This window comes from Mesorhizobium sp. M1338, from assembly GCF_040318045.1.
In the GTDB taxonomy this organism is placed as follows: domain Bacteria; phylum Pseudomonadota; class Alphaproteobacteria; order Rhizobiales; family Rhizobiaceae; genus Mesorhizobium.
The window spans coordinates 62,635-86,166 of sequence record NZ_JAMYLL010000005.1 but is presented as its reverse complement, the minus strand read 5'-3'; the positions used below and the strand labels follow the sequence as shown (position 1 = coordinate 86,166).

The window sequence follows — 23,532 nt, the reverse complement described above, 5'->3', positions numbered from 1 at the left end:
GGACTGTAACGATTGTTAACAGGCAAGCGAGGAATCGCTTGCCTGTTAACGTTTTAAGTTGTGTGATTTCAATCACTTACAAAGTCGTGCCTGCTTCAGTTCGCGGTTACACGGAGTAAGAAACCGTGATTTGGAGTCTCCCTGACGGGACATTATCTTCGCTGCCTACCATCGTCGGTTTGCCGGGATTTCGGGGGAAGTGACCCTGCCTGCCGATTCACACAAGAGCCGCGCCCTCGGGCTGGAGAAGCGGACCTAGGCATTACGGGCTTATGGGGATTGTCTTGCACGACTATCAGACGACATTGAAGACGCGCGCGTCGCTTACCGGCACCGGCGTCCACAGCGGCAAGGAAGTGTCCATCAGCTTCGTGCCGGCGGATGCCGACACCGGCGTCGTTTTCCAGCTTTTCGACGGTGCAGAGCAGGGCCGCGAGTTCCGCGCCCTGGTCTCGGAAGTCGGCGCCACCGACCTATGCACGATGCTTGGTGATCCCGCTGGCGAACACATCGCCACGGTCGAGCACATCATGGCGGCGCTGTTCGGGGTCGGCATCGACAATGTCGCCATCGAGATCGATGGTTCCGAGGTTCCGATCTTCGACGGCAGCGCCATGGCGTTCGTCGAAGCGATCGACCAGGCCGGCATCGAGACGCTGTCGGTCAAGCGCCGCTATATCAGGGTCATCAAGCCGGTCCGCATCGAGAACGGCGCCTCCTGGGCGGAATTCAGACCCTATGACGGCACCCGTTTCGAGATCGAGATCGACTTCGAAAGCCCGGCTATCGGCCGTCAGCTGTTTGCGTCCGACCTCAATGCCGATATCTTCCGCCGCGACATCGCGCGCGCCCGCACCTTCGGCTTCATGAAGGATGTCGAGCGGCTGTGGGCCGCCGGCTACGCGCTCGGCTCCTCGCTGGAGAATTCGCTGGTGATCGGTGACGACAACCGCGTCATCAACATGGGCGGCCTGCGCTATCCCAACGAATTCGTGCGCCACAAGACGCTGGACGCCATGGGCGACCTAGCGCTGGCCGGCGCCCGCTTCATCGGCTGCTTCCGTTCCTATCGCGGCGGTCACAGGATGAATGCCGCGGCTCTGCGCCGGCTGCTGTCCGACCGCACCGCGTTCGAAATCGTCGAGACGACACGTCGCGAGCGCGGCCGCAGCGCCGAGATGAACGCCGTCAACGCACCGCTCTACGCGCCCTGGATGATCTGATTTTTTTCATTTCTAGGGTTCCGTGGCGAGCGGCCGGTGTTGCACGAATGCACCACCTGTCGGTGAAATTGCACCGATATTCAAGCTGTGTCCGGCCGCCATAAAAATGCGCGATTGGCCGGAGATAGCGTTGCCGGGCAAGGCGGTAATGGTTTATGGCTGCTGCCGTCGATTAGTGCATGGCGCTCAAAAGTGGGGACCAGTTTTGAGACAACGGCGTGCAGCGGACATTAAAATAACGCCGAAAGGGCGGAATCCAATCATGTTCTTCAAGCGAGTCGGTCAATTGAAAGCGCCGCGGAGGGCTGTTTTCCTGGCGCTTTCGGTGGTTGTTCCATCGCTCTTCCTGTCGGCCTGCATGTCGTCGGAGAAAGATATCGACCTGTCGACCTATGTCGACCAGACCGAGCCGGCCGATGTTCTCTACAATCAGGGCCTCGCCAATCTCAACGCCGGACGCCTGCAAGAGGCTAGCCGCAAGTTCGACGCTGTCGACCGCCAGCACCCCTATTCGGAGTGGGCCCGCAAATCGATGGTGATGGGCGCTTTCGCCGACTATCGCCAGGGCAATTACGACGAGGCGATCGGCTCGGCCAAGCGCTATCTCACGCTCTATCCGTCGACCGATGACGCCGCTTACGCGCAGTACATCATCGGCTTGAGCTATTACCGCCAGATCAAGGACGTGACGCAGGACCAGAAAGAAGCGCGTCAGACCGTTCAGACGATGCAGGATCTGGTGACGCGCTGGCCGACATCGGAATATGTCGACGACGCCAAGGAAAAGATCCGCTTCGCCAACGATCAGCTGGCCGGCAAGGAAATGCAGATCGGCCGCTACTATCTCGAGCGCCGCGAATACATCGCCGCCGTCAAGCGCTTCCGCACCGTGGTGGAGACCTATTCCAACACGCGCCATGTCGAGGAGGCGCTTGCCCGCCTGACCGAAAGCTATTACGCGATGGGCCTGACCTCCGAGGCGCAGACCGCCGCCGCAGTGCTCGGCACCAATTATCCTGACAGCCAGTGGTACAAGGATTCCTACAAGCTCCTGCAGAGCAATGGGCTTGCACCGCGCGAAAATGCCGGGTCGTGGATATCCAAGGCCGGGAAGATGATCACCGGCGCCTGACCCCAAGCAAGCTCGCGGGCTTCGCCAACGCGCCGTCTGCTTGGTTTTTCTTTGTTTGTCGGACCGAAGCGCACGAAGCGCTTTTTCGGATTGATCCGATGCTCAAACAAAAAGATAGTGCGGCGCTGCGGCTGCAAATGGTCGCGTGCCGTTCTAGATTCGGGTTCTGATGCTTTCCAGACTGTCGATCCGCGATATCGTCCTGATCGAGAAGCTGGATATCGACTTCCAGCCGGGTCTTTCGGTGCTGACCGGCGAAACCGGCGCCGGCAAATCCATCCTGCTCGATGCCTTGTCGCTGGCGCTCGGCGCGCGCGGCGACGCATCGCTGGTGCGCCATGGGGCGGCGCAAGGCCAGGTCATCGCGGTCTTCGACGTGCCGCGCAACCATCCGGCCCGCACGCTGCTTGCCGACAACGCCATCGAGGATGACGGCGACATCATCCTGCGCCGCTTGCAGACGGCGGATGGCCGCACCCGCGTTTTCGTCAACGATCAGCCTTCGAGCGTGACCTTGATGCGTGATGTCGGCCGTGCACTGGTCGAGATCCATGGCCAGCACGATGAACGCGCTTTGGTCGATCCCGGCGCGCACCGCGAGGTGCTCGACGCTTTCGGCGGTCATCTCGGCGCCGTCCGCTCGACGGGCGAGGCATGGCGGCACTGGCGTGCCTGCGAGCAGGAGCTGTCGCGACACCGCGCCAAGGTGGCGGCGGCCGCGCGCGAGGCCGACTATTTGCGGGCTGCGGTGGCGGAACTGACGAAGCTCGATCCGCAGCCGGGTGAGGAGACGGACCTTGCCGAATTGCGCGCGTCGATGATGCGGGTGGAGAAGATCGCCTCGGAAATCCATGATGCGCAGGATGTGCTGTCCGGTCCGTCCTCGCCTTTGCCGCAACTGGCGAGCCTGCTGAGGCGGTTGCAGCGCAAGGTGACGGAGGCGCCGGGCTTGCTCGATGAAGTGGTCAAGTCACTGGACGAGGCGATGCTGTCGCTCGACGCGGCGCAATCGGGCGTCGAGGCCGCGCTGCGCGCCACCGAATATGATCCGCAGCGGCTTGAGAAGGCGGAAGAGCGGCTGTTTTCGCTGCGCGCCGCCTCGCGCAAGCATAGCGTCGCCGTCGACGACCTGGCGCAGCTGCGCGACACGATGGTTGCCGATCTTGCCGATCTCGACGCCGGCGAGGAGCGCCTGCACGGGTTGGAAAAGCAGGCCGGAGCGGCGCGCGAGACATACGACATCGCCGCCGCGCAGCTGTCCTCGCTTCGTCATGCGGCGGCGGTCGGCTTGACCAAGGCGGTTATGGCGGAATTGCCGGCGCTGAAGCTCGAACGCGCCGCCTTTATCGTGGAAATGAAGAGCGAGGCCGAGAGCCGCATGGAAGAGGGCATCGACCAGATCGAGTTCTGGGTGCGCACCAATCCAGGCACGCGGCCGGGCCCGATGATGAAGGTCGCGTCCGGCGGCGAGCTGTCGCGCTTCCTGCTGGCGCTGAAGGTGGCGCTGGCCGATCGTGGCTCGGCGCCGACGCTGGTCTTCGATGAAATCGACACCGGCGTGGGCGGCGCCGTGGCGGATGCCATCGGCCAGCGGCTGGCGCGATTGTCGAAGCGCGTCCAGGTGCTGTCGGTGACGCACGCGCCACAGGTGGCAGCGCGCGCGGCGACGCATTTCCTGATCTCCAAATCCGGTACCACAGACCGTGTCGCCACCGGCATTGCCGAGATGGACCGGCCGGCGCGGCAGGAGGAGATCGCGCGCATGCTGGCCGGCGCCACCATCACCGACGAGGCCCGCGCCGCCGCCGAGCGGCTGCTGCGTGAGAACACCGGCGCTTCCTGACGGCGCTACTTCTCGATCGGGCTGCTTCTGGTCGGTGAAATTCGGCGTCCGAACAGAGTCAGCATATGGCTCCATCCCGCTGTTTCAGCGTGGTTTTGTCAGAATTCAGCTCCCTTCCATCCGAATCCTGATCTATTGTCCCGGGCCAACAGCAGCCAGGTGCAAATCATGTCCGAAAAACCAGTCGATGCCCTGACCGAAATCGAGGCCGAAGCCGAGCTGAAGCGCCTGGCGGAACAGATCGCCGAGCACGACCGGCGCTACCATACCGAAGACGCGCCTGTTATCACCGACGCCGAGTATGATGCGCTGGCGCGGCGCAATCTCGCCATCGAGGAGCGCTTTCCGGCGCTGGTGCGCGAGGATTCGCCGTCGCGCAGGGTCGGTGCGGCACCTGCGGAAGGCTTTACCAAGGTGCGCCATGCGGTGCCGATGCTCAGTCTTGCCAAGGCCTATACCGACCAGGATGTCATCGATTTCATCGAGCGCGGCCGGCGGTTCTTCGACCGCGACAAGGATCTCGATATCGCCTTCACGGCCGAGCCGAAGATCGACGGGCTGTCGGCTTCGCTGCGCTACGAGAAGGGCGTGTTCGTGCAGGGTGCGACGCGCGGCGACGGTGCCGTCGGCGAGGATATCACCGCCAATTTGAGGACCATCGCCGACATTCCTTCGAAGCTGAGAGGCTCGGGCTGGCCCGAAATCATCGAGATCCGCGGCGAGGTCTACATGACCTATGCGGAATTCGAAGCGCTGAAGCAACGCTCGGCGGCGGTCGGCGGCCAGGACTACGTCAATCCCCGCAACACGGCGGCCGGGTCGCTGCGCCAGAAGGATCCGTCCGTTACCGCCAGCCGCAACCTCAAATTCTTCGCCTATGCCTGGGGCTACACGACAGCGGATCCGGCCCCGACCCAGTATGATTCGGTGCAGAAGTTCGCGGAGTGGGGATTCAAGGTCAGTCCTCTGATGGTACGGGCGAAATCGGCCGATGACCTGATCGCGCATTATCACCGGATCGAGGAGCAGCGCTCGGCGCTGGGCTACGACATCGACGGCGTCGTCTACAAGGTCGACCAGCTGGAGCTGCAGCGCAGATGGGGGTTCGTCACCGGCGAGCCGCGCTGGGCCGTCGCGCACAAGTTTCCGGCCGAACAGGCGATGACGACGGTGCTCAAGATCGATATCCAGGTCGGCCGCACGGGCACGCTGGCGCCGGTTGCGCGGCTGGCTCCGGTCACGGTCGGCGGTGTCGTGGTCGAGAACGTGACGCTGCACAATGAGGACTACATCAAGGGCCTGGACAGCACCGGCCAGCCGATCCGCGACGGCATCGACGTGCGCATCGGCGACACGGTCGTGATCCAGCGGGCAGGCGATGTCATTCCGCAGATCGTCAGCGTCGTCATCGACAAGCGGCCGCCCGATGCCGTGCCATACGAGTTCCCGCACACCTGTCCGATCTGCGGCTCGCCGGCGACGCGCGAGATCAACGAGAAGACCGGCAAGGAAGATTCCCGCCGCCGCTGTACCGGCGAACTGATCTGCCCTGCCCAGGCGGTGGAAGGATTGCGCCACTTCGTGTCACGCGGCGCCTTGGACATCGAAGGCCTGGGGGCGGAGAACATAGACACCTTCTTCAATGCGGGATTGATCAAGACCGCCGCCGATATCTTCACGCTCAGGGATCGCCGTCCGGCCGTCACCAGGGCACTGGCCGAGCGCCGCGAGGAGCAGGCCAGGCAGCGCGAGGCCGCATCGGGCAAGACGCGTAGGAATGTGCGCAGCGTCGAGGATCGCAATTACGAAGGGCTCGACAAGCTGTTCGCGGCCATCGATTCGCGCCGCGAGCCGGAGCTCGACCGTTTCATCTTCGCGCTCGGCATCCGCCATATCGGCGAAACGACGGCCGCGGTGCTCGCCCGGACCTTCTCGACCATCGAGGAGCTGATCCGCGTCGGCAAGGAGACGGCGGCCGCTGCCGATCCGCACTCGGTTTTCCCATCGGTCAACGGCATCGGCGACACGGTGATCGATGCGCTGCGCGATTTCTTCGGCAATCAACGCAATGACGACGTGCTCGACGCGCTGCTCAAGCAGGTCAAGCCGAAGCCCTATATCGTCAACGTCTCTGCCGACAGCGAGGTCGCCGGCAAGACGATCGTGTTCACAGGCTCGCTGGAGAAGATGACACGCTCCGAAGCCAAGGCGATGGCGGAGCGCCTCGGCGCCAAGGTCGCGGGCTCGGTTTCGGCGAAGACCGATCTTGTCGTGGCCGGGCCGGGTGCCGGCTCCAAGCTGAAGCTCGCCAGCGAACACGGCATTGAGGTGATCGACGAGGACGCCTGGCTGGCGCGGATCGGCAAGGCATGACTGGATCGTTCACCGGCTTCGGCGCCAAAGCCATTCCGTTTCTTAAGGCGCTGGATTTCCACCAGAGCCGCGAGTGGTTCCTGGAGAATCGCGACCTCTTCGAAAAGGATTTGCGCGATCCCTTCGGCGATCTCGTCGACACGCTGACCGAGCGCTTCGCGAAGGCAGGCCTCGGCCTGCGCGGCGACCGCAAGAAGTCGCTTTTCCGGATCAATCGCGACGTGCGCTTCGCCAAGGACAAGCGGCCCTACAACCGGCATCTGTCGGCCATCCTGTCGCCCGACGGCACCAAGATGGAGCAGGGGGTGTTCTACGTGCATATCGGGCTCGAGCGCTGCTTCGCCGACATTGCCTGGTGGCAGCCGGAGCCGGCACTGTTGCTGGCGATGCGCAATGCCATCGCGACCTGGCCGGACAGGTTTCGTGCCCTGGTGATGGCGTTGAAGAAGAACCGTCTTGAACTGCAGACGGAAGGCCGCATGAAGCGCACGCCACGCGGCTTCGAGCATATCAGCGATGCAGATCTGGTCGCCGCCATCCGCAACCGGCATTTTGTCGTCCAGCATGTCATCGATCCGGCGGGAATCCATACGGCTGATCTGGTCGACGAACTCGTCGATTTCACCTTGCGCGCCAAGCCGCTGCTCGATTGGGGCAGGGCGATCGAGGGCAAGGTTTCGGAGCATTCGGCCATCCCGTAGCCGTTTCGGATTTCAAGTCGAGGCGCCGGCCGATGCACGGCCTGGTTGCGTTATGAGGGCAGTTATGCTATCCATATAACCATGGTGCTGATTTGCGCCAACGACCCGCCGCAGAGGCGGGTTTTGCGTTTCGGGCCCTGGCGTCATCCTGCGCAGCCGATGAAGTACAGGCATGTGCGCCTCCAGGGAGCCAACTGAATCAGGGGATCCCGAAGGGCGCGTATCGCGGCCTTGCTCGATCCAGGACATATCAGTTTCGCTGATTTGTTGGCTCAAGCGAATTCGTCTGACTTTTCAACCGCGCACCCCTAAATACCGGCGCGACGTTAGGAATGTGACATGTCGGCTGAGACTTTGACCGCGAATTCCGTGAGCAGCGATTTCTGGCAAGGCGTGCGGCTCTCGATGCCTGTCGTTGTGGCGTCGGCGCCGTTCGCGGTGCTGTTCGGCGCACTCGCCGTCGACAACGGCTTCTCAGTCCTGGAAGCCTTCCTGATGAGCGCGCTGGTCTATGGCGGCGCCAGCCAGATGGTCGGCATCCAGCTGTTCGGCCAGCATGTGGCGCCGTGGCTGGTCGTGCTGTCGATCTTCGCCGTCAATTTTCGTCATGTGCTCTATTCCGCCGGCATTGGCCGGCGCATCGCGCACTGGCCTGTCATCCAGCAGGCGCTCGGCTATTTCATCCTCACCGACCCCCAATTCGCGGTGGCCGAGGCGCGGGCGCAATCCGGCCAGACGGTCGGCTTTGCCTGGTATCTAGGGCTCGGCCTGCCGGTCTATCTGTTCTGGATCGTCGAAAGCGCGCTCGGCGCGGTGTTCGGCAAGCTTATCCCCGACACGCATGCGCTGGGCATCGATTTCCTGCTGCCGATCTATTTTCTTGGTCTTGTGCTGGGCTTCCGCAAGCGGCCGCTGTGGCTGCCGGTGGTCATTGCCAGCGGTGCCGCCTCGATCATCGCCTACAAGACGGTGGGCTCGCCCTGGCATGTCTCGATCGGCGCGATTGCCGGTGTGCTGCTGGCTGTTATCCTGCCACCCCACCACAGCGGCGTGAAGGCACGGCCATGAGCACGACATTCTGGATCATCATCGCCGGTGCGATCGCCACCTATCTCACCCGGGTCGGCGGGCATCTGGTCATCTCCCGTTTCGACACCATCCATCCGCGCGTCGAGGCAGGGCTCAATGCCGTGCCGGCGGCGGTGCTGACGACACTGGTGGCGCCCGAGCTGCTGAACGCCGGACCGGCGGAATGGGCGGCATTGGTCGTCACATCAGTCGTGTCACTGCGCGGAGGGCTGATGGCGATGTTCTTGGCCGGGGCGGCGGCGTTGATCGTTGCCAGGCAGTTCGCCGGCTGACTTTTTGTCCCAGTCAGTCCATGTATGCTCACGGACCCAGCGCCGACACGCGTAATGATCGAGGCAATAATTCCTGTCAGGCGCTTCTTGAAAATCGAAGCGATCCACACCGCGCTCAGCCGAATTGCCTCCGATCTCTCCTGATGGGCGCGACGCACAACGTCGGTGTAAAGGGCGTTGCGCTGCATCGGAGTCAATGCGCCAAGATCGATCGGCCAGCGGCCGGCAGGTTCAGGTGACATTTCCATCTCCCGTGTTTGACCGCCCGAATCGGCGTCAATAACAGGCGGTTTACGCGCCGTTGATCATCAGATAAAATGAATTATTAAGATCATTTTATTCTCCGGGAGAGATGGATGGATTTGACCGACCTTCGCATCTTTCGCATGGTGGTGCGCGAGGGCGGTATCACCAAGGCGGCGGAAAAGCTGTTTCGCGTGCAGTCCAACGTGACCACTCGCATCCGGCAGCTTGAAGAGGATCTGGGCGTGCGGCTCTTTATCCGCGAAGGCAAGCGGCTGCAGGTTTCGGCCGCCGGCCAAAGGTTGATTGTCTACGCGGACCGGTTGCTGGCGCTTGCCGAGGAAGCGCGAACGGCGGTCCTCGATCCGCGCCCACGCGGTAAGCTGCGGCTTGGCGCTATGGAGAGCACCGCCGCGGCTCGGCTTCCTGGCCTGCTCGCCGAGTACCACGCTCGCTATCCCGAGGTGGAGATCCAACTGCGCACCGGCAACCCGCAGGTTCTCGCGGCCGCCATGCTCGCCGGCGAACTCGACGCCGCGCTCGCGGCCGAGCCGATCGCAGACGCTCCCTTCGAGAAGCAGGCTGCATTTCGCGAGGAGTTGGTCATTGTCTCGGCGGCATCGCGCGGTTCGATCGAGGACCGCAGCGACATGCCCAAAACCATGATAGCCTTCGAGCATGGCTGTCCACATCGCAGGCGGCTGGAAGAATGGTATGCGCGCCGAGGCTTCATGGCCGAGCAAATCGTCGAGCTTGGTTCATATCATGCGATGCTCGGTTGCGTGGCGGCCGGCATGGGCATAGCGCTGATGCCAAAAAGCGTGCTCAAGGGCTTCCCTGAAAGTGGCAGGCTGCAGGAGCATGAACTGCCTTCGGACGAGGACAGTGCCCTGACGGTATTGTTTTGGCGCAAGGGAGCAGGCTCTCCCAATGTCCAGGCTTTGCGGGAGCTGCTTGTGGAGCAAGGCTCCCCAATACCGAGCAAGGTTGCCGCCGCGACTATTGCTTGAGATCGTGCGGCAATGGCGCGGTGGCCTTTCCTAGCCAGGCCAGCGTTTCGCCATCGAGCATCGGCCCAATCTCGGCCAGCACGCGGGCATGGTATGTGTCGAGCCAGTGCAGTTCGTCACGCGTCAGGAGATCGGTGCGCACCAAGCGGGTGTCGATCGGCGCCAGCGTCAATGTCTCGAAGCCGTGCATGGCGATGTCGCCGCCCTCGATCTCCTCCGCCGGCGTCACCAGGATGAGGTTCTCGATGCGGATGCCGTAGGCGCCTTCCTTGTAGTAGCCGGGCTCGTTGGACAGCATCATGCCTTCGAGCAGCTTTTCGGTGCCGGTGCGGGCAATGCGCTGCGGCCCTTCATGCACCGCCAGATACGAGCCGACGCCATGGCCGGTGCCGTGGGCGAAGTCGCAGCCGTGCTTCCATAGCGCCATGCGGGCGACGGCATCGATTTCCGAACCGCGCGTGCCGGCGGGAAAGCGCAGCGTCGAAATGCCGATCATGCCTTTCAGCACCAGTGTGAAGCGCTCGCGCATCTCCTCGGTCGGCTGGCCGATCGGCACGGTGCGCGTGATGTCGGTGGTGCCATCCTGATACTGCGCGCCGGAATCAAGCAGGAACAGTTCGCCGGCCTGCAGCTTGCGGCTGGTGGCGCGCGACACGCGGTAATGCATGATGGCGCCGTTCGGGCCGGCGCCGGAAATGGTGTCGAAGGAGACGTCGCGCAGCGGCATCTGCGTTTCCTCGCCTGTCCGCCGGCGCGACTCCTCCAGCCTGGCGACGACCGATATTTCGTCGAGCGAGCCAGGTTTTTGCCGCTCCAGCCAGCACAAAAGCTTCGCCACGGCGGCGCCGTCGCGGCGATGCGCGGCGCGCGAGCCGTTGATCTCGGCCTGGTTCTTGGTGGCGCGCGGGATGCGGGCGGGGTCGGGCGCCGCAACCACCGTGCCGCCGTTGCTCTCCACCAGCATGCGCAGCCTGTCGGCCGCCAGCACTGGGTCGAGCGCGATTTTCGAGCCGCCCTTGGCGAGGGTCACGATCGCCGCTTCGAATTCACCGGGCTCATGCGGTTCGGCGAGTTGAGTGAGATAAGCCGCGACCTGGCGCGAGAACTTGCGCCTGTCCATGAAAAGCTGGTGCGACCCGTCGGCGGCGAGGATGGCGAAGCCGAGCGCCAGCGGCGTGTGCGGCACGTCGCCGCCACGGATGTTGAAGGCCCAGGCGATGGAGGAGGGGTCGGTGAGCACCGCATGGGTGCCGCCGTCCTTGCCAATGGCGGCTGCCAGCCGCGCCAGCTTGTCCTTGGCGAGTTCGCCGGCAAAGCCGATTGGGTGAAGCTCGACAGGCGCCACCGGCGCGTCGGGCTGATCCTTCCAGATGATGTCGATCGGATTCCTGTCGAGCGGCACCAGCACCGCGCCCGACTTGTCGGCAGAGGCCTGCAGCGCCTTGACCTCGCTGATCGTGTGGAGCCATGGATCAAAGCCGAGCCGCGCGCCCTTGCCGATGTTGTCCTTGAGCCAGACGGCGGGCGGGTTGTCGACCAGGCTTTCGATCGAAAAGACGTCGAGATCGACCTCGCCCCGCACCTGCAGCGTGTAGCGCCCGTCGACAAAGACGAAGGCGCGGTCGCGCAGGACGATGGCGACGCCGGCCGAACCGCTGAAGCCGGTCAGCCATTTCAGCCGCGCCGAACGGTCCGCGACATATTCACCCTGATGCTCGTCGGCGCGAGGCACGATGAAGCCATCCAGTCCGTTGGCAGCCAGCCATTGGCGCAGTAGCGCCACGCGCGGTTTGCCGACGGCCGGGTCGCCCGCGGAATCGAAGGTCTGGAACATGGTTGCCTCCTGCAGTCAGCACAACCGTAGCGTACGGTCGCGAAAACCGGAATCGATTTCCGGCAACGGCAAATTGCTACGGCATCAATTGACTGACAACCGCCGGGCCTTGGTCCAAGCTCGTTCTCGGCTTCAACGTTTGAGGTGGATCGTCACCCAGCCTTCGCGGTGCAAGGTTCTGACATGGCGGAAGTTCTGGCCGACATAGGCCGAGACGACGGCGTCGCGCTGGCGCTCGAGGATGCCTGACAGCACGATCGAGCCGCCGAGGGCGATGTGATCGGCCATTTGCGGCGCCAGCCGCATGAGCGGCCGTGCCAGTATGTTGGCGACGATCAGATCGAAAGGCGCGCGCTTGCCGAAGATCGGGTGGTGAAAGCCCGGCGCGGTCACTGTTTCCACCAACGCCTTGACGTGGTTGAGCCGCGCATTGGCGGCGGCCACCCACACCGCCACCGGATCGATATCGGTTGCCAGCACTGGAATATGCGCCAGCCTGGCGACGGCAATGGCCAGCACGGCACTACCCGTGCCGAGGTCGAGCGCGTTACGCGGGCGTTCGCGCCGCACCACCTTTTCCAGCATTTCCAGGCAGCCGGCCGTGGTGCCGTGATGGCCGGTGCCGAAGGCGAGGCCGGCCTCGATCTCGATGGCGAGTTCGCCGCTGTGGCGTTTTCTGCGGTCATGCGCGCCGTGGACGAAGAAACGGCCGGCGCGCACCGGCTTCAGCCCCTCCAGCGAGCGCGCCACCCAGTCGATGTCGGGCAGGCTCTCGCGCTCGATCGGCTTCGACAGGGAAAGCCCTGCAAGGATGTCCTTCAAGCGGGTCTCGACCGCATCGACGTCGTCATCGGCGTAGAGCGACACTTCGTGGATGTCCTTGTCCTCGTCGACCTCCAGCAGGGCGATCGGCAGGCCTTCATCCTCGAAAGCCGCTTCGAGCGCTGCGAAAATGCTGACGGATTCGGTCTTTCCGGTGGTGAAATAGAGGCGCGTCTGGGTCATGAAATGTGTTTCTTTTTGAGCATGATCTCAGGACAAACGAGGTTTCCGTTTGTCCGAGAAAACCGGGTCCCGCTTTTCGGGATCAAGCTCTAGCTTTTCGCCGCCAGCCGCTTCAGTTTGGCGACGGCCGTTTCCGAACTTTCGCCATAGGCGATGGTGCCGGCAAAGTCACCCTTGGCGTTGAGCAGCAGCACCGAGGCGGTGTGATCCATCGTGTAGTCGCCGTCGCCGGTGTCGACCTTCTTCCAGTAGATGCCGAACGACTTGGCCATCGCATGGACCTTATCCGGATCGCCTGTGATGCCGGTGATCCGGTCGGAGAAATTGCTGACATAGGCGTTCATGACATCGGGCGTGTCGCGCTCCGGATCGACCGAGACGAAATAGGCGTGCAGGTTCTTGCCGTCGTCGCCGAGCGTCTTCAGCCAGCCGGCCAGCTCGAACAGCGTGGTCGGGCAGACCTCGGGGCAATGGGTGAAGCCGAAGAAGACGACGCTGGGCTGGCCCCTGAAGGCAGCCTCGGTGATCGGCGCGCCCTTCTGGTCGACCAGCGTAAAGGCGGCGCCGAAAGGTTCGCCGCCATAGTGGCCGCGGTACCAGTCGAAGGTCAGCCAGCCGATGCCAGCCGCCATCAGGACGAGAATGCCGACCAGGATAGAACGCATCATCAATAAGGTCCGTCTTGCAATTTCTTCGGCGTGCCGGCCAAGGCCACAGGCAAGCCTTTGGTTCGGCGAACAGTCTTAGCGGTTTGACCGGGTACACGCAAAGGTGCCGCGTTGACGCAACCGGCCATGGCGGATGCGGCGGTTTCATCCGGTGCCGCCGCTTGCAATGCCGTGCTCTTCGCCCCACCTGAGACCGGCAACTCGAACCGCAGGAGGCTAGTTTGCGACGACTGACTGGGCGACGACTGATTGGGCGAAAACTGATCGGCTGCGCGTTGGCCGCGTGCGTTGTCCTTGGCGCTGGTGCCGCCGTAGCCGAGGAAGTCGGCAAGGTCGGCGTCGACTGGCTCGGCAACGACATCATCGTCGAGGCGATCAAGGATCCGAAGGTGGAGGGCGTGACCTGCCACGTCTCCTATTTCGACCGAGGCATCATCGACCGCCTGCACAAGGGCAACTGGTTCGAGGACCCTTCCGATTCCTCGATCTCGTGCCGCCAGACCGGCCCGATCAGCATCGGCGACATCGACACGAGCGAGAGTGGCGAGGAAGTGTTCAAGCAAGGCATCAGCCTGATCTGGAAGAAGCAGGTGGTGAACCGCATCTACGACAAGGCCAACGAGACGCTGATCTATCTCTCGCATTCGCGCCAGGTGCAGAACGGCTCGGCCAAAATGTCGGTCACCACCGTGCCGCTCTACGGCCAGAACGTGGTGTGGAGCAACGGCAAGCCGAAATAGGCGGGTCGAACTCCTTCGCGGAACCGGCATGACGGACGATTGGTCCCGCTTGCGGGACCAATCGCTCTGACGTAAAGCCGCCGGCATGGACCGTTCCGAAAATCTCGTCCCGAAGGACTCCGAGCCGCGCATCCATCCGACCGCGGATCTGAAGGCGTGCAAGCTCGGCCGCTATGCCTCGATCGGTGAGCGGGCGGTGCTGCGCGAGGTCACTGTCGGCGACTTCTCCTATTTCGAACGCCACTGCGAAGCGATCTACACGACGATAGGCAAATTCTGTTCGATCGCCGCCAACAGCCGCATCAATGCGCTGGAGCACCCCATCGAGCGGCTGACCCAGCACAAGGTCAGCTATCGGCCGAACGAGTATTTTCGCTGGCTGGGCGTCGACGCCGAATTCCGCGCGCGGCGGCAGGCGAAAGCGGTGACCATCGGCCACGATGTCTGGATTGGCCACGGCGCGGTGATCATGCCCGGGATCACGATCGGCAATGGCGCGGTGATCGGCGCCAATGCGGTGGTGACACAGGACGTGCCGTCCTACACGATCGTCGCAGGCGTGCCCGCCAGACCCCTCAGGCCACGGTTCCCGGCCACTGTCGCGGCACGCATCGAGCGTCTCGCCTGGTGGGACTGGCCGGTCGAAAAGCTCGCCAGAGCGGTTCCCGACATGCAGGCAATGCCGATCGGAGCCTTCCTCGATCGCTGGGAAAACGACGTCAGCTGACCTGAAGCGGGCTGCGTTTCCGGGCTGAAACCCCTTCCGCCATGCGGGGGTGGCGCAGCGGAAGGGGCTGGAGGTAAACCGCTGTGAAGCGGAAGGGAACAGGCACTCTTGCCTGCACGGTTACTGTGACATTAAACCCATAAAGCGTGTTTTTCGCTCTATTCTCCCCATGCGTGTATTCAATTGTAGCTGACGTATTTGTTTGCGCCGGGAACCTGGAGCGGTCGCCGGTTGTTTCTCATCGCGCCGCGGCATTGAGGAATTTGGATAGATGGAAAAGCTTTTCACCAAGATAGCCAACTGGGTCGCCCATGTAACCGGCCTGCCGCTGACATTTGCCGTCTGCTGCCTGATCGTCGTCGTCTGGGCAGTGACAGGTCCGTTCTTCGGCTTTTCGGATACCTGGCAACTGGTGATCAATACCGGCACAACCATCATCACCTTCCTGATGGTGTTTCTCATCCAGAACACCCAGAACCGCGACGGCGCGGCGATCCAGGCCAAGCTCGACGAACTGATCCGGGTCGGCAAGGGCCAAAACCACTTCATCGGCATCGAACACCTGACCGAATCCGAAGTCGAGGAGATCCGCGAAAAATGCGAGCGTGCGGCGAAGCGGCATGACGAGAATATCGCCGCCATGGCCGCCAAGAAGGCCGTGGCGCAGAAGCGCGGGCCGAAAAAGCACGCGGCCTGAAGATCAGCCTTTCATGAACGCCGCGAAAGGCTCCTTGTAGTCCGGATGCCAGCGCGACAAAGCAGGGCGGTTTTCGATGATGTCGCCGATCGCCCAGGCCATGCGCTTTTCATCCAACGGCCGCGCCGCCTCATTGTCCGGGCACAAGATGTAGAAATCGCCCCTGGTCAGGGATTCCAGCATGAAATCAACGACCTGTCCGCCGGTCCAGGCGCCGGCCGGTTTTTCCGTCGCGCCTTCGGTCAGGCCGGTAAAGGTGAAGCCGGGGATCAGCAGATGGGCTGCGACATGGGCGCCGGCTTCGTTGCGTAGTGCATGCGCCAGGCCTTCGGTGTAGGTCTTCACCGCGGCCTTGGAGACATTGTAGGCGAGGTTGCCGGGCGGCGTGGTGATGCCTTGCTTGGAGCCGGTGTTGACGATCAGGCCCGGCTTGGCCGAGGCCAGCATACGCGGCGCGAAGGCTTCGACGCCATGCACGATGCCCCAGAAATTGATGTCCAGCAGCCGTTTCCAGGCATCGCGGTTTTCCCAGGGCTTTCCGGGATTGTCGCCGACGCCGGCATTGTTCATCAGCAGCGACACATCGCCGAAGGCGCCGAACGCCCTTTCGGCGAGGCGGTCCACCTCATCCGCCTTCGAAACGTCGGCGGCAACGGCAAGCACGGCATCGTCGCCGGCAATCGCGGCGACGGCGCGCGAGGCGTCGTCAAGGCGCGCGCCGCCAATGTCGGCCAACACGATCTTCATGCCCATCGATGCAAGCCGCTTGGCGGCCGCAAGACCGATGCCGCTGGCGGCGCCGGTGATGACGGCGGCGTTGCCCCGGCCAAGCGCGGGCAGGACGGTCTGGATCTCGGCGTCGGTGGTCATGGCTGGGTCCTTCTTTCGATGGCGTCGAACTTAGCGCCCGAACGGGCTTGCGCAAGCCTCTGCTCGCCTTGTCGGGTTGACCAGTCCGGTAGAGGCTGCGCATGTTGCCCCCGGCAAAAGGAGACTTTTGCCGGGGCAAAATGGAGATTTCCTGATTGACGGACTGGGTCGCAATTCTGAAGGAACAGACCGCCATCGGCGATCAGATGGGTCGCGAGGTGCCGCAGATGCTGGCCAACCCCGACATCAGCGAAGCGCAGGTGAAGACGCTGTTTTCCGCTTTGGAGAAACAAGCAGAGTTCGTCGAGAAACTGCGCATGGCGCTGGAAAAGTTTGGCCATGATTTCTCGATTATCAAGGCGGCGGAACGGCTGGAGGAGCGCTATGCCGACCTTGCCGCGTCGGTGGCGGAAAAACTGAAAGCGATGCGAAAGTAGGGTGGTTTCTCAGTCCAGGCGCGCCGCTCTGGCGTCATGGCGGCGCGCTTCTTGCCTTTGGCTAGGTTGGCATGAGTTAGCTTTTCGAGCCGGCTGGGGCGATTGCGCCAGGAACAATATCAGTGTTCTGAGCCACCTTGATACGCCATCCCGACGGCCCTTCTTGGGCAATCAGAAGCAATATGCCTTTCCTGAGCCCTGCCGGGGACCCGTCCGGGGCAGATGCTCCCGTTAGGGTCCAAGTGTAATGAACGGAAGCAAGCCCCGGAGCCAATTCCACGACCGACGAGACATCGCCTTCCAATCGGCTATCCCGAAACATGGTGTCATGGGTGGCTCGGTGCGCCGCTTCGATTTCGGATCGGTTCTTCCACCAAATACCTACGACGTTGACGAAATTGGCATCAGGAGCGAACAGAGATGCAAACTCATCCATATCATGCCGGTTCCAAGCGTTCGCAAAAGCGGTAGCGACATGCTCAGGCTTGCTAGTCGTCACGCCCATGACCCTGCGTCTCCTAGATACTTTCCGCTAAGCGTATAGGAGTCGGGGGCCGGATGCGACAGCGGCAAGGTCAAATTTCAAACCGAGACACTACCGCAATAGCGGCTATTTTTCGAGCACTCGCGCAAAACGCGTATCCGGCACGAGCCATACCGTTGCGACCAGCACGTACAGCGCGACGCCGATCCACTGGCTGACGAAGGTCAGCGCGACGGCTGCGATGTAGATAGCCAGCGAGATCTTTCCCTTGCGATCGTTGCCCAGGGCCTTGGCAAAGGCGGTGTCATTGCCGTGCAGGCGATGCAACGCGGCGGCCAGTATCGCATAGGCGATGGCGCATAGTGCGAGGTCGGCGCCATAGACGGCGACCGGCACTGGCGCAAAGTGGTTCTCGCCCATGAAGGCTGTCGTCACCGGCATCAGCGACAGCCAGAACAGCAGATTGAGGTTCGCCCACAGCACGCGGCCGTCGACGCGCTGCACGGTGTGGAACATGTTGTGCAGGTTGTTCCAGTAGATGCCGACATTGATGAAGGACAGCACGTAGCTAAAGAAGACCGGCCACAATGGCACCAAGGCGGAGACATCCTCGCCATGCGGCACTTTCAGCTCAAGCACCATGATGGTGATGATGATGGCCACGACGCCATCGGTGAACGCCTCGACCCGGTTTTTGCCCATAAATCCTCCCTTCTGCCGGCACAGGTTACGGTACGAAATCCAAAGACGCCATCTCTCGAATTGAGTGCTCAACAACGAGCTTGTCGCTCCGGCAACGCCCACCGTGCCGTCAGGAGGCCTGCCTGCCGGCCGGAACGTCGCGGATGAACGTGCGTTAAGTCGCGATCCCCGAAACCGGTAATGAGGTTGGCCATGGCCATTCGCGATTTGGCGCGTACGCCCAACGAAACTCGCGGCGATGCTCTTGCAATCACGGCCGTCGCCGCGATGATCGCGGTGCTGTTTGCCGGCAGCACCGTGCTGACGCCGCTCTACATCATCTACAAGCAGCAATTCGGCTTTTCACAAATCACGCTGACGCTGATCTACGCGGTGTATGTCGTCGGCAATCTGGCGGCACTGTTGATGCTGGGCGGTATCTCGGACGTTGTCGGGCGCCGGCCCGCGAGCCTGGCGGCCATGCTTGTCGCCATCGTCAGCGCGCTTGTCTTCCTGTTTGCCGGAAACGTCGTGTCGCTCGACGTCGCCCGCATTCTGAGCGGGCTCGGCATCGGCGTTGGCGCGGGGACGGGAACCGCATGGATTGCCGAGCTTCTTCCCGGTGCGGACAAGTCGCGCGCCAGCGTCATCGCCACCAGCACCAATTTCCTCGGCCTCGGTTTTGGCGCCTTGATCTCAGGACTTCTGGCCGAGTACGAGCCCTGGCGGTTGCGGCTGGTCTTCATCGTCTACCTGGCGGCACTCGCGGTGGTGACGATCCTGGTCTGGCGCACCCGTGAAACGGTGGCGAAGCCACGTGGCCTCAAATATGTTTCCATCCGGCCGCAACTCTCCGTGCCGGAGGATATCCGCGCGCGTTTCGTCGCGCCGGCGGTCACCGGCTTTGGCGCGATGGCGCTGGTCGGCTTTTATGCCGTCGTGGCGCCGAGCATCCTTGCGCAGCAGCTGCATGAGGCCAACCACGCCGTCGCCGGCGCGCTGTTCTTCGAACTGGCGATCGTCACCGCGCTCAGCATCGTGGTTCTGATGCACATGAAGAGCAACAAAGCCATGCTGGCCGCGCTGGCATTGATGATCCCAAGCGTTTTGTTGGTGGTGGCGGCGCAAATGATGGCTTCGCTGGCGTTGATGATCGCGGCGACAGCCTGCTGCGGCGTGGTGGCGGCGCTCGGCTACCGTGGTGGCCTGCAGGTGGTGAACGAGATCGCGCCGCGGGATCGCCGCGCGGAGGTGGTGTCCAGCTTCTTCATCTGCTGCTTTGTCGGCAATGCCTTGCCCGTCATCGGCATCGGCATCGTTTCGACCTATGCCAATTCTATCGCCGCAAGCCTGGCCTTTGCGGGCATGATTATCATATTTGCGGTGGTGGCGCTGGCCTTCGGGCTGAAACACAGGCGTTGAGACGAGGCGCCGCTCGGGCTCAGCCGCTCGGCATTTCGGGCGCCATGTTGGCGCGCTGGCGCGGCACGCCAAGCCCGGTATCCGGTGGTTCGCCGGCGGCCGGCCTGTTCTCGATCATGTGCAAGGTCCGCCAGCCGCCGAAGCGGTAGTAGGCCGCCGCCAGAACCAGCGACGTGATCGAGCCGGCTGGAAAACTCCACCACAGCGCCTCCTCACCGAGCACGCCGCGCATGAAATAGGCAAAGCCGGTGCGCACGACCAGCACCGAGATCACCAGGATGACCAGCGGCGGCATCACGGCGCCCGTGGCGCGCACCGTGGCAAACAGCACGATGGTGATACCGAACAGGATGAACGACCACGACGCGATGGTGTTGACGTGGATAGCGATGTCGATCGCGGCACTATCGCCGCTCAGGAACAGGCTCAGCACGGGGCGGTCGAAAACGGAAAGCATGGCAACCAGTGCGCCCGTCAGGACCATGTTGAATCCGACCCCGGACGCCGCGATGCGGCCGATCCGATCCCAGCGCCCGGCGCCGACATTCTGCGCCGCCATCGAGGAAACCGCGGCGCCGATGGCGAGCGCCGGCATCTGGATGTAGGTCCATAGCTGCGCGGCGATGCCGTAGGCGGCGGCGACTTGCGAACCGTAGGAATTGACCATGCCCATCACCGTCAGTGCTGCTGCCGAGATGACGATCATCTGCAACCCCATCGGCACGCCCTTGAAGACGACGATGCGCAGCAAGGAGGGGTCGGGCCGCAGCAAAGCGAGATCGGCGCCGGCCAGCCGCAGCGGATGCTTGCGCATATAGAGCACGATGAGGATGGCGATCACGCTCACGGTCTGGCCGATCAGCGTGGACGTAGCGGAGCCGGCGATGCCGAGTTCGGGAAACGGCCCGATGCCGCGGATGAGCAGCGGGTTGAGGACGATGTCGAGGACGACGGCCAGCGCCATGAAGAAGAAGGGCGTGCGTGAATCGCCGGCACCGCGCAGCACGGTCATGACGAAGGACAGAAGGTTCATCATCGGCACGGCGATGAAGATGATGCGCAGGTAGGAGCGGGCCAGCGGCAGGGCGTCGGCCGGCGTGCCCAGCGCGCCCAGGATGGCGTCGACCCAGATCCAGCCGCAGACCGCGAACACCACCGAGACGAGGAAGAAGAAGGTGGCGCTTGTGCCGACGATGCGGCGCGCCTCCGGCAGGTCGCGGGCTCCGACCGACTGGGCCACCAGGATGGTCGCCGCCATGCCGATGCCGAACACCGTGCCGAGGATCAGGAACAGGACGAGGTTGGCGTTGGAGGTGGCGGTCAGTGCCGATTCGCCGAGGAAACGGCCAACCCAGACCGCGTTGATCGACCCGTTGAGCGACTGCAGCACGTTGGAGCCGAGCACCGACAGTGCGAACAGCAGAAGCGTGCGCGGAATCGGCCCGCTGGTCAGGTCGCCGGTGCGGCGGCGCGAGGGCATTTTTTCGTCCATGGCTGGCAACTCGGCGAAGGTTTGTCTCAAGTCCGGTCCACGATGATCGCCGATTCCACGGGACAGGTCTGCCTTGATCTAATCATGTTCTCAAAACTTCAGGAATGGGATATTGATCCTTGATGCGTGGGGCCGCATTCCTACTAGATCTTGGATAGACCGGGGGGTTCATGTCCGATATTCCGCTGTTTTCCGAGCGCCTGAGCCGGCGCGCGTTTCTCGGTGCATCCGCCTTGGGCGCGGCCTCGATTGCGCTTTCGGCGTGCACCACGACGGACGTGGCGCCGCCGCCGGTGGCGGCACCCCCAAGCGATCCGGCTTTCGGCGATGCCGCAAGCATGTATGCGGCGCGCACCGACGAGGGCTATCAATTGCCGGCAATCCCGGTGGCCAAGCTCGATCCGAAATTCGTGCGCCAGATCGTGTCCGACCCGACCGGAGAGAAACCCGGCACGATCGTCGTCGATACGTCCGAGCACTTCCTCTATCTGGTGGGCGATGGCGGCAAGGCTATCCGCTACGGCGTCAGCCTCGGCAAGGCCGGTTTCGGATGGACCGGCAGCGCGGTGGTTCAGGCGAGGAAGAAATGGCCGGTCTGGACACCGCCGCCGGAAATGATCCAGCGCCGGCCGGAACTGGCGAAATACAAGGACGGCATGCCGCCCGGCCCGCAGAGCCCGCTTGGCGCCCGCGCGCTGTATCTCTTCCGCGACGGCAAGGACACGATGTACCGGCTGCACGGCACGTCGGAGTGGGATTCCATCGGCAAGAACGCATCGTCGGGCTGTGTGCGCTTCATGAACCAGGACATCATCGACCTCTACAGCCGGGTCAACGGCGTCGCGCCGGTCTTCGTGCGCCCCAATCTGTCGGCCGCCGGCAAGATCACCGCCGTGTCGAACAGGACTGCCGAGCCGATCGATGCCGGCGTGCCAAGGGATGCGGAGATGCTGAACTAAGCCTTCACGATCTGCTCAGGCGGACGCGCTCGGCGCGCCCGCCTGGGCAGTGGTCGTTACTTCTTGGCCAGGCCCGGCAGCGTGACCTGGTAGACCAGGAACATGGTGTCGACATCGGCGCCGTCGTCGGCCTTGTAGGGCGCGCCGACCTGGAAGCCGTCCTGGGCGAGGAAGTCGTTATCGTTGGCGACGAACAGGAAATAGTCGTCGGGCAGCTTCGGATCGAGCACGCTGGCGAGCGACATCGCCTCCCACTTCTCCGACAGGTTGTTCCTGTCGTTCGGCGCGCCGTTGTGCAGGCCGAAGCGGCCGAGCTCGGCATTGTCGTTGATGTCGATGAACGGCGTCAGCTTGGCCGGCGTCACCGATGGGTCGAGCACGCCCTTGGGCGCCAGCGGCTTGCCGGCGGCATCGAACGCGCCGCCGGCGATGTCCGTCGCGGCCGAGACGTCGACGACGAAGATCTGGCGCACCAGCGAGGTGTCGCCCTTCACGCCCTGGCCGTTGCCGCTGTCGCGCGCCAGCATCAGGAACGTCTGATCCGACAACGCCACGATCTCGCTTTGCGCGGCGATCTTGGTCTTGCCCTTGGCATCCGTGAACACCGGCAGCGGCACGACATACTCATGCGCCAGCTTGAGATGGGCGCGGTCGGATGCGTCATAGACCAGCGCCCTGGTGTTCTGGCGCGTCGCGGGCGAATCGCCGCCATCCTGCCTGGGTGCCGACTGCAGCACGGCGATCAGGAACTTGCCGTCGGGCGTCATCGCCATGCCTTCGAGGCCCTGGTTGTTCTGGCGGCCGCTATCGGGATCCTTCGGATCGGGCTCGGCGGCACCCGGGCCGGGATTGTCCGAGGCGAAGTTCGGCGCGCCGCGGCGCATCGGCACCAGCGCCGCCGGCGGCTGGGTCGCCGACAACAGATGTCCGTCGGCGGAGAAGCGGTAGATGTTGGGGCCGTATTCGTCGGAGATGAACATGGTGCCGTCGGGCAGGCGCGCGATCGCCTCGTTGTCGAGCGCCAGCTTGCCGTTGGCTTCGGGCAGGATCGGCATGTCGCCGCTTGCCGCGCGCACGCCGTTGAGCGGATCGAGGCCGGTGGCATCGGCGCCCTTGTCGTCGGTGAGAAGCATGGTCTCGATAAGCGTCGCCGTGATGCCCGTCTGCTCCTGGCCGGCGGCGGGTGCCGCACCTGGTGTGACCGGGGTAAACTCGATGCCGATCGTGTTGAGGCGCGGCCGGTAGTCGGTGGTGCCGACGACATTGTAGCCTCGGTCCGGAAGCAGCCAGAGCGAACCCTTGTAGCCGCTCGCGTCATGCGTCCAGCTGGCGGTGTCGATCGACATGCCGGAGCCCGAGCCGAACGTCTCGCCGAACTTGTCACGCAGAGCGGCCGGGATGCGGCCGACGCCGACCAGTCCCTTGTTGACGAGGCCGCCGATCGTCGCGGTGCTGTCGGCGAGCGCCGGCGTCAAGGCGGTGAACAAGGCCAGCGCGATGCCGAGCGACGCGGTTCGGTACAGGTGTTTCATGGATAGTCCTCTTTGTGACAGATGTGCCGGAGCGGCCGCGGGACGAAAAGCTGAAGAGGTGCGACAACGATGATGCAGCTAGCACCTCCCGAAGCGCG

The 23,532-nt window shown here is 63.4% G+C and carries 22 protein-coding genes; 14 read left to right on the top strand and 8 right to left on the bottom strand.

All coding sequences use genetic code 11. From position 1 onward, the window contains the following. Positions 1–272 precede the first annotated feature (272 nt). The 8 genes from lpxC (at position 273) to NKH19_RS07350 (ending at position 9,886) form a co-directional block, all read left to right on the top strand. Positions 273–1,223: a UDP-3-O-acyl-N-acetylglucosamine deacetylase gene (lpxC, locus tag NKH19_RS07385; RefSeq protein ID WP_352865313.1), complete on the top strand. Its 951-nt coding sequence runs from the start codon at positions 273–275 to the stop codon at positions 1,221–1,223. 262 nt (positions 1,224–1,485) lie between these two features. Continuing rightward, positions 1,486–2,355, top strand: a complete 870-nt coding sequence (locus NKH19_RS07380; RefSeq protein WP_352865311.1) for an outer membrane protein assembly factor BamD — start codon at positions 1,486–1,488, stop codon at positions 2,353–2,355. A 169-nt stretch (positions 2,356–2,524) separates the two neighbouring features. After that, positions 2,525–4,198 (top strand): DNA repair protein RecN, encoded by a 1,674-nt coding sequence (gene recN, locus NKH19_RS07375; protein ID WP_352865309.1) that lies wholly within the window; start codon positions 2,525–2,527, stop codon positions 4,196–4,198. A gap of 168 nt (positions 4,199–4,366) precedes the next feature. Beyond that, complete coding sequence (ligA, locus tag NKH19_RS07370; RefSeq protein ID WP_352865307.1) at positions 4,367–6,571, top strand: NAD-dependent DNA ligase LigA; 2,205 nt, start codon at positions 4,367–4,369, stop codon at positions 6,569–6,571. Continuing rightward, complete coding sequence (locus NKH19_RS07365; RefSeq protein WP_352865306.1) at positions 6,568–7,272, top strand: DUF2461 domain-containing protein; 705 nt, start codon at positions 6,568–6,570, stop codon at positions 7,270–7,272. The genes ligA and NKH19_RS07365 overlap by 4 nt, the downstream gene beginning before the upstream one ends. Before the next feature lie 339 nt (positions 7,273–7,611). Next, complete coding sequence (locus tag NKH19_RS07360) at positions 7,612–8,340, top strand: AzlC family ABC transporter permease (protein ID WP_352865304.1); 729 nt, start codon at positions 7,612–7,614, stop codon at positions 8,338–8,340. Beyond that, positions 8,337–8,633 (top strand): AzlD family protein, encoded by a 297-nt coding sequence (locus NKH19_RS07355; RefSeq protein ID WP_352865302.1) that lies wholly within the window; start codon positions 8,337–8,339, stop codon positions 8,631–8,633. The genes NKH19_RS07360 and NKH19_RS07355 overlap by 4 nt, the downstream gene beginning before the upstream one ends. A 356-nt stretch (positions 8,634–8,989) precedes the next feature. Next, positions 8,990–9,886, top strand: a complete 897-nt coding sequence (locus NKH19_RS07350) for a LysR family transcriptional regulator (protein WP_352865300.1) — start codon at positions 8,990–8,992, stop codon at positions 9,884–9,886. Here NKH19_RS07350 and NKH19_RS07345 read toward each other — a convergent pair. The 3 genes from NKH19_RS07345 to NKH19_RS07335 form a co-directional block, all read right to left on the bottom strand. Continuing rightward, complete coding sequence (locus tag NKH19_RS07345; protein WP_352865298.1) at positions 9,876–11,720, bottom strand: aminopeptidase P family protein; 1,845 nt, start codon at positions 11,718–11,720, stop codon at positions 9,876–9,878. The two genes, NKH19_RS07350 and NKH19_RS07345, sit on opposite strands and share 11 nt — an antisense overlap. A 132-nt stretch (positions 11,721–11,852) precedes the next feature. Next, complete coding sequence (locus tag NKH19_RS07340) at positions 11,853–12,725, bottom strand: 50S ribosomal protein L11 methyltransferase (protein WP_352865296.1); 873 nt, start codon at positions 12,723–12,725, stop codon at positions 11,853–11,855. 89 nt (positions 12,726–12,814) lie between these two features. After that, positions 12,815–13,393, bottom strand: a complete 579-nt coding sequence (locus NKH19_RS07335) for an SCO family protein (RefSeq protein ID WP_352865294.1) — start codon at positions 13,391–13,393, stop codon at positions 12,815–12,817. A 221-nt stretch (positions 13,394–13,614) separates the two neighbouring features. Between NKH19_RS07335 and NKH19_RS07330 the strand changes: the two genes are divergently transcribed. From NKH19_RS07330 to NKH19_RS07320, 3 genes are all read left to right on the top strand, one after another. Next, positions 13,615–14,133: a CreA family protein gene (locus NKH19_RS07330; protein WP_352865292.1), complete on the top strand. Its 519-nt coding sequence runs from the start codon at positions 13,615–13,617 to the stop codon at positions 14,131–14,133. An 85-nt stretch (positions 14,134–14,218) separates the two neighbouring features. Beyond that, a complete protein-coding gene (locus NKH19_RS07325; protein ID WP_352865289.1) occupies positions 14,219–14,860 on the top strand; it encodes a transferase hexapeptide repeat family protein in 642 nt (213 codons plus the stop codon). A 271-nt stretch (positions 14,861–15,131) separates the two neighbouring features. After that, a complete protein-coding gene (locus NKH19_RS07320; protein WP_352865287.1) occupies positions 15,132–15,557 on the top strand; it encodes a low affinity iron permease family protein in 426 nt (141 codons plus the stop codon). Between the two features lie 3 nt (positions 15,558–15,560). Here NKH19_RS07320 and NKH19_RS07315 read toward each other — a convergent pair whose 3' ends face one another. Beyond that, entirely contained in the window at positions 15,561–16,427 is an 867-nt protein-coding gene (locus NKH19_RS07315) for an SDR family NAD(P)-dependent oxidoreductase (RefSeq protein ID WP_352865285.1), read from the bottom strand. Between the two features lie 155 nt (positions 16,428–16,582). On the opposite strand from NKH19_RS07315, the gene NKH19_RS07310 reads away from it, so the two are divergent. Next, positions 16,583–16,864 (top strand): hypothetical protein, encoded by a 282-nt coding sequence (locus NKH19_RS07310; protein WP_352633593.1) that lies wholly within the window; start codon positions 16,583–16,585, stop codon positions 16,862–16,864. Between the two features lie 76 nt (positions 16,865–16,940). On the opposite strand, the gene NKH19_RS07305 is transcribed toward NKH19_RS07310, so the two are convergent. Both NKH19_RS07305 and NKH19_RS07300 read right to left on the bottom strand, forming a co-directional pair. Next, on the bottom strand, positions 16,941–17,369 hold the full coding sequence (locus NKH19_RS07305; RefSeq protein WP_352865283.1) for an SgcJ/EcaC family oxidoreductase: 429 nt from the start codon (positions 17,367–17,369) through the stop codon (positions 16,941–16,943). 105 nt (positions 17,370–17,474) lie between these two features. Then, positions 17,475–18,050: a TMEM175 family protein gene (locus NKH19_RS07300; protein WP_352865281.1), complete on the bottom strand. Its 576-nt coding sequence runs from the start codon at positions 18,048–18,050 to the stop codon at positions 17,475–17,477. A 192-nt stretch (positions 18,051–18,242) separates the two neighbouring features. On the opposite strand from NKH19_RS07300, the gene NKH19_RS07295 reads away from it, so the two are divergent. Beyond that, complete coding sequence (locus NKH19_RS07295) at positions 18,243–19,451, top strand: MFS transporter (RefSeq protein ID WP_352865279.1); 1,209 nt, start codon at positions 18,243–18,245, stop codon at positions 19,449–19,451. Positions 19,452–19,470: 19 nt separating this feature from the next. On the opposite strand, the gene NKH19_RS07290 is transcribed toward NKH19_RS07295, so the two are convergent. Beyond that, complete coding sequence (locus tag NKH19_RS07290; RefSeq protein ID WP_352982077.1) at positions 19,471–20,943, bottom strand: MATE family efflux transporter; 1,473 nt, start codon at positions 20,941–20,943, stop codon at positions 19,471–19,473. A 170-nt stretch (positions 20,944–21,113) separates the two neighbouring features. Between NKH19_RS07290 and NKH19_RS07285 the strand changes: the two genes are divergently transcribed. Continuing rightward, the gene (locus tag NKH19_RS07285; protein WP_352865275.1) at positions 21,114–21,902 is read left to right on the top strand and encodes a L,D-transpeptidase; all 789 of its coding nucleotides are present in this window, start codon (positions 21,114–21,116) and stop codon (positions 21,900–21,902) included. A gap of 56 nt (positions 21,903–21,958) precedes the next feature. On the opposite strand, the gene NKH19_RS07280 is transcribed toward NKH19_RS07285, so the two are convergent. Further along, positions 21,959–23,434 (bottom strand): esterase-like activity of phytase family protein, encoded by a 1,476-nt coding sequence (locus NKH19_RS07280; RefSeq protein WP_352865273.1) that lies wholly within the window; start codon positions 23,432–23,434, stop codon positions 21,959–21,961. Between the last annotated feature and the right edge of the window lie 98 nt (positions 23,435–23,532).

Coding starts and splice junctions, on each gene's coding strand:
- NKH19_RS07290 (WP_352982077.1), bottom strand. CDS start 20,943: ATGGACGAAAAAATGCCCTCGCGCCGCCGCACCGGCGACCTGACCAGC.
- recN (WP_352865309.1), top strand. CDS start 2,525: ATGCTTTCCAGACTGTCGATCCGCGATATCGTCCTGATCGAGAAGCTG.
- NKH19_RS07365 (WP_352865306.1), top strand. CDS start 6,568: ATGACTGGATCGTTCACCGGCTTCGGCGCCAAAGCCATTCCGTTTCTT.
- NKH19_RS07350 (WP_352865300.1), top strand. CDS start 8,990: ATGGATTTGACCGACCTTCGCATCTTTCGCATGGTGGTGCGCGAGGGC.
- NKH19_RS07280 (WP_352865273.1), bottom strand. CDS start 23,434: ATGAAACACCTGTACCGAACCGCGTCGCTCGGCATCGCGCTGGCCTTG.
- NKH19_RS07305 (WP_352865283.1), bottom strand. CDS start 17,369: ATGGGCGTGACGACTAGCAAGCCTGAGCATGTCGCTACCGCTTTTGCG.
- NKH19_RS07320 (WP_352865287.1), top strand. CDS start 15,132: ATGGAAAAGCTTTTCACCAAGATAGCCAACTGGGTCGCCCATGTAACC.
- lpxC (WP_352865313.1), top strand. CDS start 273: ATGGGGATTGTCTTGCACGACTATCAGACGACATTGAAGACGCGCGCG.
- NKH19_RS07360 (WP_352865304.1), top strand. CDS start 7,612: ATGTCGGCTGAGACTTTGACCGCGAATTCCGTGAGCAGCGATTTCTGG.
- NKH19_RS07300 (WP_352865281.1), bottom strand. CDS start 18,050: ATGGGCAAAAACCGGGTCGAGGCGTTCACCGATGGCGTCGTGGCCATC.
- ligA (WP_352865307.1), top strand. CDS start 4,367: ATGTCCGAAAAACCAGTCGATGCCCTGACCGAAATCGAGGCCGAAGCC.
- NKH19_RS07315 (WP_352865285.1), bottom strand. CDS start 16,427: ATGACCACCGACGCCGAGATCCAGACCGTCCTGCCCGCGCTTGGCCGG.
- NKH19_RS07325 (WP_352865289.1), top strand. CDS start 14,219: ATGGACCGTTCCGAAAATCTCGTCCCGAAGGACTCCGAGCCGCGCATC.
- NKH19_RS07355 (WP_352865302.1), top strand. CDS start 8,337: ATGAGCACGACATTCTGGATCATCATCGCCGGTGCGATCGCCACCTAT.
- NKH19_RS07345 (WP_352865298.1), bottom strand. CDS start 11,720: ATGTTCCAGACCTTCGATTCCGCGGGCGACCCGGCCGTCGGCAAACCG.
- NKH19_RS07340 (WP_352865296.1), bottom strand. CDS start 12,725: ATGACCCAGACGCGCCTCTATTTCACCACCGGAAAGACCGAATCCGTC.
- NKH19_RS07335 (WP_352865294.1), bottom strand. CDS start 13,393: ATGATGCGTTCTATCCTGGTCGGCATTCTCGTCCTGATGGCGGCTGGC.
- NKH19_RS07380 (WP_352865311.1), top strand. CDS start 1,486: ATGTTCTTCAAGCGAGTCGGTCAATTGAAAGCGCCGCGGAGGGCTGTT.
- NKH19_RS07285 (WP_352865275.1), top strand. CDS start 21,114: ATGTCCGATATTCCGCTGTTTTCCGAGCGCCTGAGCCGGCGCGCGTTT.
- NKH19_RS07295 (WP_352865279.1), top strand. CDS start 18,243: ATGGCCATTCGCGATTTGGCGCGTACGCCCAACGAAACTCGCGGCGAT.